The sequence below is a fragment of the Streptomyces sp. AK02-01A genome, from assembly GCF_033795305.1.
Lineage (GTDB): Bacteria > Actinomycetota > Actinomycetes > Streptomycetales > Streptomycetaceae > Streptomyces.
The window spans coordinates 523,781-543,444 of record NZ_JARBAE010000001.1 but is presented as its reverse complement, the minus strand read 5'-3'; the positions used below and the strand labels follow the sequence as shown (position 1 = coordinate 543,444).

The following is a 19,664-nucleotide window of genomic DNA, read 5'->3' as shown; positions in this document are numbered from 1 at the left end:
ATTCTCCCACCAAGGTACCGATTCAAGCCGAAACGGAGCACCGGATGGCTAAGTCCGAGAACACTGGTACCACGAGGTTCACGCCCGAAACCCTGCAAGAGTACGGAACCTCGGAAGGCTATCTCCCCGGGATGCGCCGAGAATCGCTCACGCATCAGAGCACACTGCAGGGATACAAGAACGAAGGCGGAAAGGTTCACGCCGGCAACCCCAACTTCGCACCCGCCAAGGCTTTTGAAGATGCGTATGTACGTGCCTGCGACGGGGCGAATTCGGAGTTCGTCTTCAACGACACCATGCTGATGTCGTTCAACGAGACGATGCTGGGCAATCACGCGGCCTTCCAGGAGGTCGAGGAAAGGAACCTGGAGAACAACAAGAAACTCGGGGAAGTCGTGAGCAAGGACCTGCAGGCGCGCATGGGCAGCTCGGGCACCCCCGGCACGGGCACCCCCGGCACGGGAAACTCCGGTTCCGGCAACTCCGGTTCCGGTAACGCCAAGGAATAGCCGTGGCGATTGTGGAGCACAAGCATGCCTGAGTACAGCCAGTGGGACCAGTTGATCAATATCTTCGTCCCCGACAAGAACGCGGAGCCCGGCACTCCGGGGAAGATTCCGACGGCGGAGGAGGTGACGGCACCGACCTGGATCTATGGTTTCAACAGGCGGATCGACCCCCCTAGATTTTCGAGCGGCAGGGTCTACTCCATCAAGTATCCCTTTCAGCGCAGTAACTCCGTGGTCGACTACGCGTACGCGGGCTTCGTTGTCTACGAAGGCGTCAGGGGCGGCGGCGAGGCGGATTCCGGAGGTGCGTGGTGGCGCTACTACCAGGGAAGCGCCATGGCCATCGACGCCATGAACGGAAATGGCACGGAAGTCGCGAGTCCCCGCAGCTTCGACGAGGGACGCCGACAGGTCAGTGCGGTCGCCGAGTACTTCGACAAGTGGGCGCCGAACGTCAGGACATGGAACAACGCGCTGCCGCATGACGGCTGGGAGGGCCTGGCGGCCTCGGGCTTCGGCGACATCATCGGCCGGGTGACTCTCGCCTACGAGCACATCCAGGACACGGTCTCGGGTGGCGGCGGGCACGAAGGTTATGTCGCGGCTGTCGACAATGCCCAGCTGGCGCTGCGGGAGGCACGCAACAGCGCCGGGACCACGTTCCACGACTGGCTTTCGGACCCGGCGTGGTCCCCCGAGGGAGCCGCCGCACAGGTTGCGCCAGGTCTGCAGATCCGTGTCGTGAACGGACAGGGCTACCTCCTGCTCGACGGAGTCGACCTGGGTCCGGCCGGAGACGCCAACAGTTGGTTGCCCGTCGACCGGCAGATCAAGGACAAGTGGCACTCCGCAGTACAGCAGCGTCTGGACGCCGCCGTACCGGGCATCGTGGGCGCGCTGACCGATGGATACGCCAGGGCTCAGATGATGCTGGTCCCGTTGAACAACGTCATCCAGACCGCTCTCGGCGGAGGCCCCAAAACCCCGCAGTCCATCGACGACATCCTCAATCAGAAGAAGGAGGGCGGGAGCGGCGGCACCGGCAACCTGCCCGATCCCAAGAACCCCAAGACCCCCGAGAATCCCGAGAACCCCGAGAACATCGACGGCCTCTACGGCGAGGGTGGCGGCCCCGAAGGCGGTGGGAGTGCCAACCCTGAGAACATCGAAGGCCTCTTCGGCGGGGGCGGTGGCGCGGAAGGCGGCGGCGGTCCCGGCGGTGCCGGTGCCGGTGCCGGTGCCGGTGCCGGTATCGATCCCGAGGGACTCTTCGGCGGAACCGGCGAGGGTGGCGGCCCAGGCGCTGAGGGGAGCGGCGGCACTTTCGACACTCTCGCCGCTTCCGGCGCCGGGGACGGCGCCGGAGGCGCGGGCGCCGGCGTCGACGGTGTTTTCGGCGGCGCTGGAAGCGGCGACAATTTCACCGCCCTGGATCCCTCCGGAGCGGCTGGGGCCGGCGGCGCCGGCGGCGCCTTCGACTCCTTGGTCCCGGACGGTGAATACGGCGGCGGGAGCGACACCGGTGGGCCGGGCGGCCTCGGTGGAGGCGCCCTTGACGACCCCGGCACCTTCGACCCCAACGACCCCAACGCGTTCGACACCCTGGATCCCACTGACCCGGGATCAGGAACGGGTGGCACTTCCGGCCCGGGTGTCCTCCCACCCGGCGGGGTGTTCGGCGGCTCCAACGGGACCGGCGGCACGGGTGGCGCCTCCCAGCCAGGAGGCGGCAAGACGGACGACGGCGGGGGCGGCGTCCTGGCACCGGAACCGCCGTCGGACTTCCCGTCCCTCGACGACTTCCCGTCACTCGAAGACATCCCGTCCAACCTCGGCGGAAGTGAGGATTTTCCGAACCTCGAACCCCACCTCGGCGACGGTGTGTACGGCGGTTCGGGCGCCGACAGCCCCGGCTACGGCTCCGGACAGTACGACGCGGGCTTCCCGTCGGACGGCGAGTCCCTCGACCCCGGCTACAGCCCGCCGTCCTACGAGGAACAGGGCTTCCAGTCGCTGTCGAGCACCGGTGGGACCGACCCGGGCGTCGGCGTCGATTCGTACGACTTCCTGCAGCAGGGGTTGTCCTCCGGCGGCGCCCAGGAGGCGTACGGCAGCTCGGGTGCGGGGCAGGGAGCCGGTGCGGGTGCCGGACTGAGTGCGTCGGGCGCGGGTTCCCAGATGCCCTACATGCCGATGATGGGCGGCATGGGTGGTATGGGCGGCATGGGCAATGGCTCGGGAGACAACAACAAGGAGCGCGAGCGCTCCGTGTGGCTCTCCGAGGACTCCGCCGTATGGGGCACCGATCCGGCTCTCGCGCCCACTGTTCTGGGCGGCGCCCCGCAACAGACCGTTCCCACAGGAGGCACACGTGACCAGCAATCCGCTCCAGGGGTTCCTGGACGAGGTCCAGTCGCAACTGGACGAGGCCCTCGTACAAGCAGGCCAGGCGCGGGAGGCGCTGTCGGAAATCAGCGCGACGGCAACATCCAAGGATCACCTGGTCACCGCAACGGTTGACTCCAGGGGCTCCCTGACGGAGCTGAAGTTCAACTCCTCGCGCTATCGCTCCATGGCACCGTCCGAACTGTCCGCACTGCTGACCGACACCATCGGCAAAGCACAGGAGGATGTCGCCGCCCAGATGATGGCGGTCTTCGGCGAATTCGACGGGCATGACATCGAGGCCGTCAAGGACGTGCTGAGCGGCCGCCCCGAGCAGGCCGAACTGCACGAGATGCTCGCGGCGTTCGCCGACGGCAGGCTGCCGGGGCAGACCCGCCCGAAGTAGCGGCACGGGACAGCCCGTGGGCGGCTTCCTCCGGGGAGCCGCCCAGTGCCTCGTCGCGGTCGCGACGCCTCTGGTACGTCTTAGCGCACCCCACGTCGCGACCGGGTCCGTCCCGGCTCGCCCCGCACCGGGACAGGCCCGGCCGGTGGCACCACCAGGTCGTCGTCACATTCCGGCCCGCAACCACTGCCGTACGTACTGACGCCCCGCGTGCAGACGCGATTTCACCGTGCCCAGCGGCAGTCCCGTACGTTCCGCGACCTCGGCGTAGTCCATCTGGCAGAGGTCCCGGTACACCAGCGGCGCCACCAGCGCGGGATGGTCCCGCTCCAGCCGTTCGAGGGCCTCCAGCAGATCGAGGCGCGAGCCCGCGATCACGCTGGTGGTACGCGGATCCGGACGGTGCACGTCCGCCGGGGGCAGCGGCTGTTCGGCGGCCCGCCGCTTCAGCTCGCGGTACTTCTGGCGGGAGTCGTTGGCGACCACCGAGTGCAGCCAGGTACCGAACAGGCTGCGTCCCTGGAAGGTGCTGATCTTCCGGGCCACGTGCAGCAGCACGTCCTGCGCGGCCTCCTCCGCGTCCTCCCGGTTGGGCAGGAACCGCCCGCACCGGCGCAGCACATCGGGCCGGATCGCCTGAAGGAGGGCCTCAAGGGCCTGCTGGTCGCCTTTCGAGGCACGCTGGGCGAGGGCTTCTGTGTCCTTGGGGAGCACGGGGCACACCTTCCTGTCGACGATGGTGCCGGATACGGCGCGGACAACGAGGACGGTCGCGGCGGCGGGAAGAGAACGTGGCCGAACGGGCAGACCCGGTGTCCTTTCCGGGTCCTTCACACTCTCTGATCCCGAGGTGGCAGGCGTCGTCCCACTAACGTTCTGCGTGATCCCACCGTCGCCTACTCCGGGGAGAGCCAACGCGATGAGTACCACCGGCGAGCGCCGCGACGCGGGCCGTCGCATCTCGCGACCGGCCTCAGCGTCCCGTGCCGGCGCGGGCTCGCACCGGCCACGCAGGCCGGATGTGGTGGCCACGGGCGCAGCGGAGCTGAGCACGACAGGGCGTGTGACGAGCCGTCCCACGGACACGGCGACATCACTGGCCCAACTCAGTGTGCCGTTCCCGCCGACCAGACGACCTGGTCGTTGTGCAGGACGTTGACACTGCCGTCGGCACCGAGACACAGGATCGCTCCATCGTGGCCGTAGTTGCCGGAGTGCCACTGCGGCACACCGTCGGGGTCGAAGACGACGAGGTTCCCGTCGCCCTGGAAGAAGGCGCGGTAGTCGCTTCCGGAGGTGCCGGACGACCACCGGCGCCGAGCGTTCTCGTCGTAGATCACCAGATTGCCGTCGGTCCGCATCACCATCCGGGTGCGGTTGGTGCTCCAGGCCTGCCCGGTGAGCAGCCAGGTGTTGGGCTGGACGCACTTCGTCGTCCACTGGAGTGCGGACGGCTGCTGGGACGGGGCGGCGGAGGGTACCGCACCGTGTCCATCGTCTCCCGGTCCGGCCGCCGTCGTCCCGTGAGCGGCCCCGGCCGGTACGGCAGCGCCCGGTGTCCGGCGCGCGCCCCGGGAGGTGGTGAGGGCTGCGGGAACACTCGGGCCGGCGGACATGCCGCCTCCCGGGCCCGAAGAGACCGTTCCGGTGGGCGAGTTCGACGGGCGACCCTCGTCGCCGCGGTCGTAATCTTCGCCGGAGTGCGACGCCGTCACGTCCGAGGGCTCCTGTGTGTCGAGAACCATCCAGCCGGTCAGCGTCCCGGCGGCCACGGCCACCGCTCCCGCGCCGAGTGCGATACGCCGTCGCGGCGTCGGCCGGTGACGTCCCAGTGCCCGGTTTCCGGTCAGCCTCCGGCCGGTCGTGCCGTTCCCGGGCCGCCGCCCGGAAGCCGGGCCGGCGCTCACCTCCCGCAGGTACTGGGCGGTGATGGCGTCGAGTTCTTCGGCGAGGGCCGTGGCGCTGGGCCAACGCCTGCCGCGGTCCCGTTCCAGGGCCCGCAGAACCACTCGGTCCGCGCGGCCGGGCACTCCCTCGCGGAGACGGCCGGGTGCGATGATCCTGCCCGGCGACGCGGGGACGGCTCCGGTGAGCAGGTGGTAGGTCAGCGCGCCCAGCCCGTAGATGTCGGCCCGCTCGTCGACACCTTCGTCCGCGTCCGTGAGTTCCGGCGCCATGTACCCGGCCGAACCCGCGATCATGGTCAGCCCCGAGGAGTTGGCGAGGCTTTTGGCCAGACCCAGGTCCGCCACCAGCAGCCGGTCGATGCCTCCGCCTGGGCTGGAGGCGAGCAGCATGTTGGAAGGCTTGATGTCCCGGTGAAGGATGCCCGCGCCGTGCAGCACGGCCACCGCACGGGCGGCCTCCGCCGCCAGCCGCAGCGCGTCCTCGACGGACGGCGCTCCGTCGGCCAGCCGGTCCTCCAGGGTGCCGCTGTCCGCGTACTCCATGACGAAGTAGGGGCGTCCGTCGTCGAGTTCACCGATGTCGTAGATCTGCACCACTCGGGGGGACGCGGCCTTGCGCAACAACCGTGCCTCGGACAGGAAACGTTCGCACAGATCGATGCGCCAGACCCAGTTGTCGGCCATCACCTTCACAGCGACGGGTGCCTCCAAGCGGTCGTCGTGGGCCAACCAGACGACGCCGAAGGCGCCGACGCCCAGCGGCTTCTCCAGCCGGTAGCGGCCTATGCTGTCGGATACCTGCATGGGTCCATCATGCCGGAACACATGGTGTGCATGGTGTGCCTGCAACATGATGGATAAATTGCCAGTAGGCGGACTTCAGTGTGCGTCCGGGATCCGGTGTTCCGGCCCGCGCCGGGGCCGACGGCCTTTCGTCCGCATCACGCCAAGGCCGAGCACCACTGAGCCGAGTGGACGGCCGTCACGACGAGGAACTTCGCAGTGCGCGTATGGAGACAGAGGATCGCGGTCGCCGTCGGCTGTACGGCCGTCCTGGCTCTGGGCGGTGTCACAGGGGCTCAGGCGGACGCGTCCCGGCTCGCGTCGGCCTCGGACACGGTGCCCCAGGTACCCGAATGGCTCGACCGGGACCAGGACTGCACCCACGCGTCCAAGCGGCCGGTGGCGAAGACGCCCTGGGCGCAGCAGGCGATCGGGCTGCGCCGTGCCCAGGAACTGAGCCTCGGCGACGGGGTGACCGTGGGTGTCGTGGACACCGGTGTGGACAGTGGTGTTCCCGCGCTCAAGGGCCGGGTCCTGGGTGGCGGCACGGGCGACTGCGTGGGGCATGGCACCTTCGCCGCCGGTATTGTCGCCGCCGCTCCGGCCGAGGGCGTTGGCTTCATCGGGGTCGCACCGCACGCACGGATCCTCGGGGTGCGGGCGACCGCGGAGAAGGGGACCACGGACGCGGACACGATCGCCGCCGGGATCACAGCCGCGGTCGACCGCGGCTGCGACGTCGTACTCGTGTCGGTGCCGTACGGCAGGTCGAGCAAACAGCTGAAGTCGGCGGTCGAACACGCCCTGAAGAAAGACGTGGTGGTGGTCGCTCCCGCCGCGGGCGGCGACCGGAGCGGTGCGCCCGCCTACCCCGGCGCCCTGCCCGGCGTCGTGGGTGTCGGCTCGGTCGGTGTCGACGGCGCCCCGTACCCGTCCGGCCGCGAGGCGACCTCGGCCCCGCCGGACGTGGTGGCTCCCGGAGACCGGCTGATCAGCGTCGGTCCGGGGGGCGGCCACTTCACGGCGAGCGGTGACACGGTGGCGGCGGCCTATGTGGCCGGTACGGCGGCACTGGTGCGCGCGCACGACCCGTCGCTGTCGGCGCGGGATGTCGTCGCACGCATCCAGGCCACCGCCGTACGGCCCTCGGGACGCGTCCCGGGTCCGCTGGCCGGGTACGGCATGGTCGACCCGGTGGCGGCGGTGTCCGGCGTCCCCGTCTCCTCCGGGACGCCCGCGGCGGCCGCGGGCGCTGGGGCCCGTCCCTACCGGGCGCCGAAGCCCGAGCCGGCCGTTGCGGCACTGCCCGCATGGGGCGTGGCGGGCGGTGCGGTCGTGGTGATCGCGCTGGCGGCGGTCCTGGCCGTGGTGGTACCGCGCGGCCGCGCTCGTGGCTGGCGCCCCGGGAACCACGCCTGAGACGTCGTTTCTTCTGGTGTGCGAGAGAAGGAGCAGGGAGTACACCGTGCTGCGCCGGGGGGCGTTGAAAGGCCTCGGCATGCCGCCGTCGTCGCGGAGTTCGGCGGTGACGCGCGGGACTCCGTAGGTGCTGTCCGAGGCGGTACGCACGGCCCGTATTCGCCGCGCGAGTTGGTCATCGGTGGCCAGCCGGGCGGCCCGCGCGGGCGTGGTCTCGCGCAGTAGCGGAAGCTGGACCGGGCGATGCCGTTGATGGTGCGCAGCCGCTTGACGCGCGGCGGATTCTCTCGCATCGAGCCGCGGCGGCCAGCTCTGCTTCCACCGGGCCCGGGGCCTGGTCCGGCGCAGCCTGAACGCATACGTGTGAACTTCGCGCCCGGAGCCCAGTCGGTCCAGGCTCTGGAAGAGATCAGAGCCTGGACCATGGACGGGAACAAAGTCCCCATACCGCGCGTCTGAACAAAGACCACCGAGGAGATCCTCGATGCCCTCGAATCCCACTGTCGACGAATTACCGACTCAGGGCACTACGCGGTCAGTATTGTACGAGGGCATACGGTCCGTAGTTCTCGATAAAGACACACTCATAGTTACCCTGCGGGTCCAACGCGTTGTACCAAAACTTGACTTGGACACACTGTTCATACGACTCGTACTGTCCCAGCCTGGTCTCGGCGTGAGCGGCACCTGCGGTGCCGAGGCCAACACCCAGAGTCGCAACGACAACCACACCTACAGAGCCAATCGCCTTTTTGACGCGTCGAGCGATCATCAAGGTCACCTTCCATCGCTGTGAGCGGCACCCAAACCCAAACCGAGAGCACCACAACTGTCCATACGATGTTGGCACACGGTGCTGCACCGTTGCAAGATCATTGAGGTCTTCTCGGAACGCGTTACGGTTGCGGTGCGCGTTGATGCGCCGGGGTTGGCGGAATGGTGACCGGGTGTCAGTCACGCCGGCTGTAGTTCGGGGAGCTGTGCTGGTCACCTGCTTGGAGGCGAGCCACCGCAAGGGTGGTGGAGAAGAGGCCACGCCGAACTTGTGGTGCCGTTTGGGTAGCCGGACGCTGTGGATACCGAGGCGTTCGCCCAGTTCGTCGATGCCGAGGTTCGAGTTATCCCGCGCGGGGATCGGTTTCGAGAGTACCGCGCTGGTGACACCCGGTCAGCGCAGCGGCCTCGGCGGCACGGAGGGCCACTTCGCGGTGTCCGGTACATGGCAGCACGCGTGACGTGTGACACGCTCACGCCTCACTGCGGAATATACTTCCTCAATGTTGGGACGACACTGGCATCCTCAGTGCCAAAGGTGGTCCTTCACACGGGAGATGGTGTTAACCTTGCCAAAGTTCTTCATGTCCCCTCCTCGCCCTGTGTCCTTCCTGTCGACGGGCACACCGTTTTCGTTGGCCACCGCTTCTTCCAGGAGACCTTCATGACCCGGGACCTGCCCCGCGAAAGCGACGAGGCGGGGAGCGTCCGGCATGCGGTGATGCTCCCCGGGTTCGAGGGCGGCCGGGAAGAAGGTGTACCGCAGGCGTTTCTCGACGCGTTCGAGACCGAGAACAGCCATGCGGTCGACGCGGACACCGAAGGCGATGTCGTCCTTCCAGCCGGTACCGACGCAGAGCACACGGGCAGGCATCGCCAGAAAAGGCACAAGAGCCGCAAGCGGCCCGCATTCGTTATGGCGGCCGCCGTGGGAGCGGTGCTGACCGCGCTGCCGTTCCTCTCGCAGAGCGGCGGTCCGGGCCGCCACGAGACACAGGGTCGTCCCACGCCGGCCGCTGCGGCCCCCGACGACGAGGCCGGGACGGGCCCGACCGAGGACGGAGTCACCGCGGAGCCCGTGGCTCTCGCGGGCGCGCAGGTGCGCGCCACGTGGGAGCCGAGTGGTTCGTCACCCAGCTCCCACGCGACCGAGAGCCGCTCGGCCCGGACCGGAGAGACCGGAAGCGGATTGGTCCGCAGCGGTGACACGACGTCCGGGGCGCCGGCCGGGAGGGATCCGGGCACCACGAGGCCGACTCCCCGGCAGACGCCCGCGGCTCCCGCGGGCACGGTGATCGCCGGCCCGCACGTCATGCGGATGGGCGCGCCGGTCCGCGCCGGTGCCGCTGAACTCTCGATGGAGCCCGACGGTAACTTCGTCGTGCGAGACGGCTCCGGCATCGTGCGCTGGGCCGCGAACACGGCGACTCTGGGGAGCCGTGCCGTGTTCCAGGGCGACGGCAATCTGGTTGTGGTGGCCGACGACGGCACGAGGGTGTGGCAGTCGGGAACCGCCGGACACCCCGGTGCGAAGATGGTGCTCCAGGAGTCCGGTCTCCTGCTGATCAGGTCGGCGTCCGGGGTGCTCCTGTGGAGCAGCGGCCCTTCTGAGTGACCTGCCCCGCCCCTCACCGTCCCGCGTCGGCGATACCTTGAGCGTCCGATTCGGCTCGCGGTACGCGGCCTGCCGCGTACCGTCGTCCGCGTCCGCGTCCGCGAAGGGCGCGGCCGGCGCGGAGCGGTCGAGGTACGGCGGGCCGGACGAAGCCCTGCCGTGGTCCAGCCGTCGATGCCGTGACCGTGACCTGCGACGATGGCCCGTAGGCGCCTGTGGGCCCACGGGTCCGCCGCAATGCTCGGACCGGGTGGGAACCGACGTCGAGGACGGACGCCCTTTACGCCATGGCGAGGCCGACCGGCTGAGAAAGGCGCGTCCCGATCGAGCCGCAGCCGTACCGGTGGTCTGCCCGCGCACCGCCGACTTCCTCGGCGTTCCTCACTCGCCTCCTCGCGTCCCGCCGTGTGTCGAGTGCTCGATAGTGGCTCCTCCTGCGCCGGTTCATCGAGTGGAGCGAGGTCCAGATCTGAACCAGGCCGCGTCGCCTGGTCTTTGATGAACTGCGCTCGCGCGGCGCCCCTCCCACGACGCGCACGTCCGGGCCGCGGCTTCCCGTAGTCCTCACCGCCACGTTCGACGCAGGGGACGGCACGCGACGCACGGTTGTCACAACTGGCCAGGCCGCTCGGTCTGTTCCGAAGAAGCCTGAACGGCCTCTTCCGCAGTCGACTCCCGTCACACGAAACCTGGGCCTGAGCCAAAGAGAGACGCATGATGTCCCAAGACTCTGAACCGCAATTTGATCCCGCCGTCGCCTGTGTGTCTCTGGCAGCCGAAGCCGCCCTGATCGAGGCTCGGATACGCATGCTCCAGGAGGCGATCGACAAGGCCGACACTCACATCGAGGTGGTCTCCGAAGCCCTGCGGCATCTGCGCCGCCCGGCCCCTCGTCCGAGACTGACGGCGGGATAGGACACTTCCCCATGTGGTTGTCAAGCCACTGCGGTGACGGGTGGGTTGACTCGTTGGCGGGCGAGGGCCGGCACGGCTTGGGTGTGCCGCTTGCCTTCAGGAACACGGTGTCTTACCCGTCGTCGCTCCAGCCGCGAGCCCGGCTCAGTTCTGGCGTACCACAGGCACCGATTCACAGCCGCGGAGCCGGGCGTCCCTGCGCGCCTGACCAGGCGACTTCCCGCTGCCCACCGCCCGGCCGTCGACGACCGCGAGCCAGTCGCCCTGGGACAGCTCCGCCCGCAGCACGTCCACGCCGGTCGGTTCGAAGGCCTGGAGCAGCGCCGGGTCGGGGTCCGTGGAGATGCCGGCCGCCGCCGCGCGCGGTGTTCCCGCGCGCCACTCGGCGGTGGTCCGCTCGCCTGACCTGGCCCGTGACCACAGCACGTGCTGCAGCACGATCAGCGGTCCCAGTGCCGTCAGAAGCGGGAACGCACCGGTCAGCGATCCCAGGCCGAACAGCAGGCTGACGCTCGCGGACACCGCCAGTCCGACCCCGGCCGCGAGAAGACCGGCGACCCGCCCGAAGGCCTTGAATGCCACCAGCGGGAAGAGCACCAGAAGCAGCAGGTCACCCAGTCCGAGCGCCACCGGTGGTCTGCCCTGGGTGACTGCCAGCAGTGGGGCGAACGGCAGTCCCATGACCTGGACGGCGAACCGGTCCATGACGGAGGTGAGTCCGGTCGCCACCAGGTCGTAGCAGCAGAGCATGCCCGCGAACCACGCCGCGTGGACGGAGCGCATCCCGCTCTGCGCCCACATGTTGGCTACTCCCACCACGGCGATGGCGAGCAGTACGTCGGTCAGAGCCGTCACGGCGACCGGCAGGTCCGCGAACGCGCATCCGGCGGTGATGGCCACGGAGACCGTCGCGGCCAGCCAGGCCCGCCCACCGCCGATCAGCGGCGCGAGGGTGAACTGGAGCGCCGCGCAGAGGACCAGGCCGAAGACGACGGCCACCGCGGTCCGGGGCACTGCCAGATACACCAGGGGAGCCGCCACCACGACGGCGGCCATCACGGCGACGTCGGGCAGTTCGTACGTGCCGACCGGAGGGCGGGGCATCCGGACCCGCGCGAAGTAGACGGCACCTGCCACCGTGATCGCGGCGACAGCGCAGTTGAGGCCCACGAGGGCGAGGGCGGTACTCATGCCGGGCTCGCCACGCGTACGGCGGCGGGGCGGACCGACTCGAAGGTGTGCTCGCGCAGATCGGCGCGGACCGGGCCGGTCGGTGGCAGCGTGGCCGGATCGTCGTGGAGCACGATGCCGTCCAGCGCGAGGCCCGCCGCTGTGGCCCGGTCCTGCAGCCTGCCGAGCAGTGCGGCGGCGGGCAGCCGGCGGACCAGGACATGGAGAACAGGGTCTCCGGGCCGGTCGACCAGGGCGTAGCGCGCCGGCAGCGGGATGTCCGGCTCGGACTCCAGCAGGTTCAGCACCGACCGGGTGGGTACCGCGATGCTCCGCGGACCCGACCAGCGGCCGAGTATGGGCGAGGTCGCGGGCAGATGGGCCAGCTCGCACGTGGGCTCGGCATCGGGGCGCCGGACCAGGTCGCCGGTCGCGTAGCGCAGCAGCAGGGTGCAGTCCCGGTAGGGGACGTACGGCGTCTGCACGATGATGCCGACGGCGCCCGGCGGCGTCGGCTCGTGTGTCACGGGGTCGAGTATCTCCATGTGCCCGAACTCGGTGGTGTGGTGCAGATGTCCCTCGGCGCACGGCGTACCGCCCGAGGGGAGGGTCTCGGTCATCATGTACGCCGTGGAGATCCTGGCGCCCAGGGCGGCTGCGGCCCGCTCCCTCAGCGGGTCGGAGAGCACTTCACCGCCGACGCCGATGGATTCCAGGCCGAAGTCCGATGCGTGCCAGCCGCTTCTCTCCGCTTCTTCGACGAGGGCGGAGAGGTAGGACGCGGAGACCGTCAGATGGGTGATCTGCGGGGCCTTGCCCCGCAGACCGAGCGGGGCGGCCAGCCGGTCCAGCGCCACGGCGGGGTCCACGGTGCCGATCTGGACGAACGAGGCACCGATCCGGGTCACCGACTCCTCCACGTTGAGCAGCGGCAGGGTCGCCCGGGAGCAGCCCGCGTACGCCATGGTGTGGCGGGGCCGCAGGCCCATGCCGAGCACGGCCGAGACGGTACTCATGGCAACCGCGATCTCCACCTCGGCCCTGGAGTACCAGACGGTGGTGGGCGTGCCGCTGGTCCCTGTGGTGAGCGCCATCAGCGCGGGAGTGGAGGCGGCGGACACGAAGGCGGCCGGCAGACCGCGCAGGGCCTCTTTGGGTGTGACCGGTATGCGGTCCCAGGTCTCCGGGGTGAGGGTGCTCGGGTCGAGTCCCAGGACATCGAAGGTCCGCCGGTAGTGGGCCGTGTGCTGGGCGGCGGCCCGTGCGGTGGCCCGCAGGCTGCGCTCCATGACGGTCCGTCGTACGGCGGGGTCGACGGCCCCTGCCTGACCGGGGAGCAGAGCCGAGTCCGCTCCGGGCTCGCCGAACTCGGCCAGGGTCGCGATCAGGTCGCGGGCTATGCGTTCCAGGTCCTGCGGGCGGATGCGACGGTTGCGCAGGATCGCCATGCCGTAGCGGAGCTGACTGAGTGCGGTGCCGAACAAGGGGTCTCCTGATGCCTGGACCGGGTTGTTTTCCCGGTCCAGGCCGGGACCGAGCGTCAGACCATGCTGGCGAACATCGCCGCGGTGAGCGTGCTGAACGCGTACTTGACGTAGTGCTTGACCATGATGGATCTCCCTTGTTCCGCGCCGCCCGGGGACGGCTGGGCTCCTGGTGATGCACTCCCGACCGGAGGCGGTCGTTCGATTAACGCGACCTTAGAGTAAGGCAGTTGACTGATCAACGGTTGCTCTCGGCGAACTGGATTCCCGGTGTTCGCTCAGTCGCCCCTCCGTGCTGGTCAGGCAATCGAGCGGGCGTTGGTCACGGCTGTTCCTCGGGGTGATCGCGCGCGGACTTGAGGATCAAGTTCCAGGTCGGGCGGGAGTAGGTCTTCTCAGATCGCTCCTGGAGCTGCGGGATCAGTTCCGCGTTCGTCGCGCCGGGATTCGCGGCGACGGCCTGCCGTGCACGGGTGAGCCGCTCGTCTCCTTGGTACGGGTAGGCCAGTCCGCGGCGGCCCTTGGGCCGGCCGCCGGCGTGACCGCGGCCTTTCCGGTCCGCGACGTACTTCCACAGCCGCCAGCGCTTCCACTTCGGGCGCCGCCGGGTGGGAAGCTCATCCCAGCCATCCGGATCGGGCCACCCTTCGGGCGGGTTTTCGACGTAGTGCGAGACGGTGGCGGAGTCGGCGAAGCCACAGACCCTGGCGGCTTCGGCCGGCCCGACCTCTTCTTCCGGATCGCCGTCCAGCTTCGGCGGGTTCGTGGTGGCCGCGGCTGCGCGCCGACGCTGAAGCTCGTGATGCCACTTCGCCCATACGTCGGCGTCCCAGTGCATGACGCCGTCGATGGTGTCGATGACGGGCGGATGGCCGTTGTTCTCGCGGTCGCTCCAGAGGTTCTGGAGCGTCGGCTCGCTGAGCTTGTGGACCTTGCGCAGGTCGGCACGCGAGCGGAGCGTACGGCCGGTCTTGCGTGGCACGGCGTTCTCCTGGGGGCTTGTCGTCGAGCTTGCTGCGCACGGTGCCTTCGAGGACGTAGGCGTAGACGAACGCCTGGCCATGCCGGTGCGGCATCGCGCGTGCGTTGGGTGTGAAGTCGACGACCGCTGGGGTGAACGTCTTGCCCTTCATATTCGGAAGGGCCTGCTGGAGCAGCGGTTTGCGGATTCCGAAGGGGCGCGTGGATGCCGAGGCCGTCTCCGACACCTTGGCGCGGGCGGGCTGGTCGGAGGTCGAGCAGGCCGTGGCCGCAGTCGGCGTGGCAACAGCCGGGAGGCCGGCGGCGATTCGCATTCCAATCACGACGGGCCTCCCGGTTCAGTCTTCGGTGACGCGAATGATCGTCTTGCCGGGGGCACGCTTGCCAGGAGCGAATGCGGCGGGTGCTTCGGCGAGCGGCCGCACAGCACCGACGACCGGCTTGAGCCGGCCGTCCCTCACCCGCGTGGCGAGATCGGCGAGCCGTGCGCGGTCGGGTTCGACGACGAAGAAGACCGCCCGCCCGCCCTGGGGCTGGACCTTGGGCGGCATGACGATGGTGACGAGCGTGCCGCCGGCCCGGACCAGGGCGGCCGAGCGGTCGAGGATGTCTCCGCCGATCACGTCGAACACGACGTCGGCCTCGCCGGCGTCCTCCAGTTTCTCGGTCTGCGGGTCGATGAAGGTATCGACGCCGAGTGCGAGTGCCCTGTCCCGGTCGGAGGCCCGGCCGGTGCCGATGACGCGCGCGCCGGCCTCGCGGGCGAGCTGTACCGCGATCGAGCCGACGCCGCCCGCGGCACCGTGGATCAGGACGGTCTGGCCTGTGATGAGGCGGCCGTGGTCGAACAGGCCCTGCCAGGCGGTCAGCCCGGAGATCGGCAGCGCGGCGGCCACGGTGTGGTCGATTTCCGCCGGCAGCGGGGCGAGGTTGCGGGCCTCCACCGCGGTGTATTCGGCGAGCGTGCCATTACGGGTCCAGTCGGCCAGGCCGAACACCCGCTGGCCGACGCTCAGACCGGTGGTGCCGTACCCCAGCTCTACGACGACACCGGACAGCTCGTGCCCGGGGACGCTCGGCGTCCGGTCGCGGCCTGCGCGATCGGTCCACGTGGCGGGCCAGTCCAGCTCTCCGCGGGTGAAGCCCGCGGCGTGCACCCGCACGATGACGTCGTTCTCGGCCGCATGGGGGTAGGGCATGTCCGTCAGGGACATCCCGGCGGGACCGGCGTTACGGTCTCGAACAGTGATGGCTTGCATACAGGTCCTTACTGGGAGGTGCGACGTGAGCGCACAGCCCGCTCGCGCGCGGGCCCAACGCTTCCGGTGCGGCGGGTAGGCAGCGGGTAGATCGGTGACGGTGTGCTCGCCGTGGCCATCATCACCACAGTGACGCGGACCAGCCCCGCGAAGGCCACACAATGCCCGAGACGACGCTCATCGCGAGGGCGACTCATACGTTTCATCACGATGTCTATTTCTGGCGTCTTGATCAGCTCGGCCAGGGAGCGCCGATGATGCGCTCGACCGTGGTTGCGCGACGGAAGCCGGGGACGAAGTGCTCCAGTACATCCGAATTCACGGTTCCGTTCGTGGTCTCAGGCCGGTGCTTGAGTCCGTCGACGAAGGCCTGCAAAAACTCGTTCTTGAAGTCGCCCCGCGGATGGACGGTTGTGATTTCTTCCACCTGGCCGCGATCCAGCTCGTCCAGACCCAAGCCGATCGCGTCGGTCAAAACCCCGAAATTCGTGATGGCAGTCTCCGGGCTCATCCGCCCGGGAATTCCCGGGGTCGTGTGCAGCGCGATTGCCGTCCACACCATGTCGGCGGCCGTGGCCGGGAAACCGCGGTCGAGCATGAACGTGCGTGCGTGGTCGGCTCCATCGATCTCGAAGCGCTGCTCTACCTCGGAAAACGGCGTCAAGAGGCCGGTGTCATGAAACATGGCGGACAGATAGAGAAGCTCCGGGTCGGGCTGCAAGCCGAGCCTGCGCGCATGAATGACGCCGAACACGAAAACGCGTCGGGAGTGATGGTAGATGAGGGGGTTGGTCATCTTCTGCATGACGCGGGTGGCTTCGGCGGCCGCCGCCGTTTCAGGAATCTCTACCCCCGCGATGATCTCACTCATGGCCGCTGTGCCTTCCGATATCGGTGTGCTACGAATGGACGGTGCGTCCGTCTTCCACACTGCCAACCAACCAGCGTCCGGCACCGCCTCGGTCTGGCCATGAGTCACCCGAATCCGGACAGGCGGACGGCGGGGGTATGGGCGCCGCCGCGCATCGGGTCGCGATCCTTGTCTATGACGGTGTCAAACTCCTGGATGTCGCGGGCCCCGCCGAGGTGTTCGCGGAGGCGAACCGGCTCGGTGCCGACTACAAGATCGTGCTGGTGTCACCGACCGGTGCCGATGCCACCTCGTCCATCGGGATCCGGATCTCGGTCGATGACGCCGCCACCACGGTGCCTGCTCCCGACACGTTCCTGGTGGCCGGCGCAGACCTCTATCCGCGCACACCTGTCCCCCGTGATCTGGTCGAAGCCGCGCGAACGCTGGCGGCCCATGGCGGCCGGGTCGCGTCCATCTGCACCGGAGCATTCATCCTGGGCGCCGCCGGCCTCCTGGATGGCAAGCGTGCGACCACGCACTGGAAGGTCACGCACGAACTCGCCGCCCGCTGCCGGGCCAGCCGTGTCGAGCCCGACGCGATCTACGTCCGTGACGGCAGCACCTACACCTCGGCGGGCGTGACCGCCGGCATCGACCTGGCGCTGGCACTCGTCGAGGAGGATCACGGCCCTGACCTGACGCGCGAGGTCGCCCGCGCCCTGGTGGTCTATTTGCAGCGTTCAGGCGGCCAGTCACAGTTCTCCGCACCGCTGCAAGGACCACCGCCCCGATCTCCGGCCCTCCGTAAAATCACCGACTTGGTCACGGCGAATCCTGCGGGAAAACACTCACTGAGCGAACTCGCCAAGCACCTCAACGTGAGCCCTCGGCATCTCACGCGGCTCTTTCACGACGAGCTGTCCACCACGCCGGCCCGGTACGTGGAGATGATCCGGTTCGACATGGCAAAAGCTCTACTCGACCAAGGACATACCGCAACGCAGGCGGCATCCCTCGCCGGATTCCCGAGTTACGAGAGTATGCGGAGAGTTTTCGTGAGGAAATTGTCGATCAGTCCCGCCGCCTATCAGCGGCGCTTCAGCACAGCGCGCCGAGCCAACGCGGGGTAGCGACAAGGCGACGTTTTCCCCTCCGGCCACGGGCCCGTCGCCGAGATCGCCTGGGTGGTGGGGACCTCGTGGCAGAGAAGAGGCATCGCCACCGAAGCAGCCCAAGGACTCGTCGTCTGGCTCAGTCAGCAGCCGGTGCACACCGTCATCGCCCACATCCACCCCGAACACCGGGCATCCTCTGCCGTCGCCACCGCCGCTGGGCTCACGCACACCGACGAATGACACGAAGGCGAGATCCAGTGGCACCGGAACATCAGACGATAACTTCAACGTTCCACAGGTCTTGACTATTACTCCCTCACGATTACGGATGGGCAGTTTCCTCTTGGGGCCGTTTCTCGGGTTGTTGCGCAGCGGCTCGGCGTCCTCGAAATAGTCAGTCATCCAGTTGAATAGAAACTCCCGGCACCGGCCGGACGCAAGCCGTACGTGCTGGTGATGAAGACCCGCAAGCCCCTGGTGAAGGCCCTCTTCAAGGACCCAAGATGCGCGAGCTGGTGGCCAAGGCCCCAGAGTCCGCAGCCGTCATGGGATCGGCGCCGACGGCCGGGGCGCACCGGTAGTTCCCTGGCTCACACGGGACGAAGCCGGGCCTGAGTCCGGCCACTAGGCAGGCCCTGACGGTGTTGGCTCCTGGGAGCTTCCTGAGGGGATCGACGATCCGCGGTATCCGTCCATCGCCGCCTACCTGGAGGCCGTTCACCGCACCCTCACGGCGGGGCCCGCTGATTTGATGGGCTCGTTCGGCGTGCCAGGCATCGTCTATCGCTGCCTGATCTGGGATAACCCGCAAAGCTCATGGCTGGCGGATGCCGCCGAAGACTGGGCGCCGCTTCACTGAATGCATCTGGTCGGCACCGGGCCAGGGCCCGGTGCCGACCAGCGTAGTGCTTAGCCTCGGGCTTTCATGAGTCGGGTTGTCCGAGGTGTGATCGAAAAAAAGAGAAGTGCTCCTGACCTGCAACGATAGGACTTGTCGAGGGTCCAGCGGCGGCCTGCCCCTGGTCCAGGCGCAGGCCTGGGGGCGCCTGGCCACCGCACAAGCCGCCGCCGGCAACCTCGACGGCTTCCGCCGCGCGACCGACCAGGCCCGGCGCCTGATCCAAAACCGCCACGCCGACGACCCGCCCTCGCTGTACTACCTCACCCCCCAGCAGATCAACGCCGAGTCCGGCCAGGCCCTCGTCGACCTCGCTGCCCACATCCCCGGCAAACGCACCCTCCTGCTACGCGAGGCCGCCGACCTCCTCAGCCCCATCGCCGACCAAGGCCCGTCCACCGGCTTCCGCCGCTCCGGCATCCTCCACGGCATCCACCTCGTCCGCGCCAGCATGGGAGCCCGCGACCCGGAAGCGACCGCCCACTGGATCACCGCGCTGGCCGGCCACGTTCCCCACGTCCAGTCCATCCGGTGCCGCACTCTCCTGACGGCGGTGCGCACCAGGGCCGGCAACCCGCTGCGTGCCGCCGGCCGCACTGATGCACTCGAAGCCATCAGCAAGGCACTATCAAGTGCATGACCCACCTGCTGCCGACCGCGGACCGAGCGTGGATGATCGCCGCCGTCTCCTACGACAGCCCCGACGCCCGCGGACTCACCCAGGCCCTCCACCGTGAGCAGATAGCGGCCTACGGCCGAGCCGACGATCCCGAAGCCACCGAGCCCGCCGAATTCGACCCTCCAAACGGCGCGTTCCTCCTCGCTGCCCGCGCGAACGGCACCGCCCTGGCCTGCGGCGGCTGGCGCACCGCCGCACCCACCACCGCCGAGATCAAACGCATGTACGTCTCCCCGGCAGCCCGCGGCCACGGCCTCGGACGACAGATCCTCAAGGCCCTGGAGGACGACGCCCGGCGGCACGGTATGAGCGAGGTGATCCTGGAGACCGGCGTCGGCAACCTCGCCGCGCTCGCGCTCTACACCAACTGTGGATACGACCTGATCGCTCCTTACGTCGCGGGCCGCGACCCCCGGATCAACCGAGCGCTGGGCAAAGCCCTGGGACCGTCTGCCGAAGGACCGTAGTCCGGCGGCGCAGTCGGTGTGGAGCGGATGATCCACCCGCTCACG

General features: G+C 68.9%; 16 protein-coding genes and 2 pseudogenes. 10 read left to right on the top strand and 8 right to left on the bottom strand.

Features of this window, described 5'->3' with window-relative positions:
• The first annotated feature begins 44 nt into the window (after positions 1-44).
• From PV679_RS02325 to PV679_RS02315, 3 genes are read left to right on the top strand one after another with little or no spacing between them, the layout of a single operon-like run.
• Complete coding sequence (locus tag PV679_RS02325) at positions 45-509, top strand: hypothetical protein (protein WP_319678470.1); 465 nt, start codon at positions 45-47, stop codon at positions 507-509.
• A gap of 24 nt (positions 510-533) precedes the next feature.
• Positions 534-3,029, top strand: a complete 2,496-nt coding sequence (locus PV679_RS02320; RefSeq protein ID WP_319678469.1) for a hypothetical protein — start codon at positions 534-536, stop codon at positions 3,027-3,029.
• Positions 2,929-3,300, top strand: coding sequence for a YbaB/EbfC family nucleoid-associated protein (locus PV679_RS02315; RefSeq protein WP_319678521.1), 372 nt, complete (start codon positions 2,929-2,931; stop codon positions 3,298-3,300). The genes PV679_RS02320 and PV679_RS02315 overlap by 101 nt, the downstream gene beginning before the upstream one ends.
• 165 nt (positions 3,301-3,465) lie before the next feature.
• Here the strand turns inward: PV679_RS02315 and PV679_RS02310 are convergent, their stop codons facing one another.
• Positions 3,466-4,014, bottom strand: a complete 549-nt coding sequence (locus tag PV679_RS02310; protein WP_319678468.1) for an RNA polymerase sigma factor — start codon at positions 4,012-4,014, stop codon at positions 3,466-3,468.
• A gap of 392 nt (positions 4,015-4,406) precedes the next feature.
• Positions 4,407-6,011: a protein kinase domain-containing protein gene (locus PV679_RS02305; protein ID WP_319678467.1), complete on the bottom strand. Its 1,605-nt coding sequence runs from the start codon at positions 6,009-6,011 to the stop codon at positions 4,407-4,409.
• 198 nt (positions 6,012-6,209) lie between these two features.
• On the opposite strand from PV679_RS02305, the gene PV679_RS02300 reads away from it, so the two are divergent.
• The gene (locus PV679_RS02300) at positions 6,210-7,409 is read left to right on the top strand and encodes a S8 family serine peptidase (RefSeq protein ID WP_319678466.1); all 1,200 of its coding nucleotides are present in this window, start codon (positions 6,210-6,212) and stop codon (positions 7,407-7,409) included.
• Between the two features lie 90 nt (positions 7,410-7,499).
• On the opposite strand, the pseudogene PV679_RS36110 reads toward PV679_RS02300, so the two are convergent.
• Positions 7,500-7,910 (bottom strand): annotated as a pseudogene (locus PV679_RS36110) (transposase); the annotation flags it as partial.
• A gap of 937 nt (positions 7,911-8,847) precedes the next feature.
• Here PV679_RS36110 and PV679_RS02295 point away from each other — a divergent pair.
• Together PV679_RS02295 and PV679_RS02290 are read left to right on the top strand one after the other, a co-directional pair.
• Positions 8,848-9,798, top strand: a complete 951-nt coding sequence (locus tag PV679_RS02295) for a hypothetical protein (RefSeq protein ID WP_319678465.1) — start codon at positions 8,848-8,850, stop codon at positions 9,796-9,798.
• A 762-nt stretch (positions 9,799-10,560) separates the two neighbouring features.
• Positions 10,561-10,713, top strand: coding sequence for a hypothetical protein (locus PV679_RS02290; protein ID WP_319678464.1), 153 nt, complete (start codon positions 10,561-10,563; stop codon positions 10,711-10,713).
• 144 nt (positions 10,714-10,857) lie between these two features.
• On the opposite strand, the gene PV679_RS02285 is transcribed toward PV679_RS02290, so the two are convergent.
• The 5 genes from PV679_RS02285 to PV679_RS02265 form a co-directional block, all read right to left on the bottom strand.
• Positions 10,858-11,904 (bottom strand): hypothetical protein, encoded by a 1,047-nt coding sequence (locus tag PV679_RS02285; protein WP_319678463.1) that lies wholly within the window; start codon positions 11,902-11,904, stop codon positions 10,858-10,860.
• Complete coding sequence (locus tag PV679_RS02280; RefSeq protein WP_319678462.1) at positions 11,901-13,367, bottom strand: phenylacetate--CoA ligase family protein; 1,467 nt, start codon at positions 13,365-13,367, stop codon at positions 11,901-11,903. Before PV679_RS02280 ends, PV679_RS02285 begins: the two co-directional genes overlap by 4 nt.
• A 322-nt stretch (positions 13,368-13,689) precedes the next feature.
• Positions 13,690-14,349 (bottom strand): hypothetical protein, encoded by a 660-nt coding sequence (locus PV679_RS02275; protein ID WP_319678461.1) that lies wholly within the window; start codon positions 14,347-14,349, stop codon positions 13,690-13,692.
• A 337-nt stretch (positions 14,350-14,686) separates the two neighbouring features.
• Entirely contained in the window at positions 14,687-15,607 is a 921-nt protein-coding gene (locus PV679_RS02270; RefSeq protein ID WP_319678460.1) for an NADP-dependent oxidoreductase, read from the bottom strand.
• Positions 15,608-15,839: 232 nt separating this feature from the next.
• Positions 15,840-16,478: an HD domain-containing protein gene (locus tag PV679_RS02265; RefSeq protein WP_319678459.1), complete on the bottom strand. Its 639-nt coding sequence runs from the start codon at positions 16,476-16,478 to the stop codon at positions 15,840-15,842.
• Positions 16,479-16,615: 137 nt separating this feature from the next.
• Between PV679_RS02265 and PV679_RS02260 the strand changes: the two genes are divergently transcribed.
• From PV679_RS02260 to PV679_RS02245, 4 genes and pseudogenes are all read left to right on the top strand, one after another.
• Positions 16,616-17,590, top strand: a complete 975-nt coding sequence (locus PV679_RS02260; RefSeq protein ID WP_319678458.1) for a GlxA family transcriptional regulator — start codon at positions 16,616-16,618, stop codon at positions 17,588-17,590.
• Between the two features lie 3 nt (positions 17,591-17,593).
• A pseudogene (locus tag PV679_RS02255) lies at positions 17,594-17,815 on the top strand (GNAT family N-acetyltransferase); the annotation flags it as partial.
• Between the two features lie 725 nt (positions 17,816-18,540).
• A complete protein-coding gene (locus PV679_RS02250) occupies positions 18,541-19,113 on the top strand; it encodes a hypothetical protein (RefSeq protein WP_319678457.1) in 573 nt (190 codons plus the stop codon).
• Positions 19,110-19,619, top strand: a complete 510-nt coding sequence (locus PV679_RS02245) for a GNAT family N-acetyltransferase (RefSeq protein ID WP_319678456.1) — start codon at positions 19,110-19,112, stop codon at positions 19,617-19,619. The genes PV679_RS02250 and PV679_RS02245 overlap by 4 nt, the downstream gene beginning before the upstream one ends.
• The last annotated feature ends 45 nt before the right edge of the window (positions 19,620-19,664 follow it).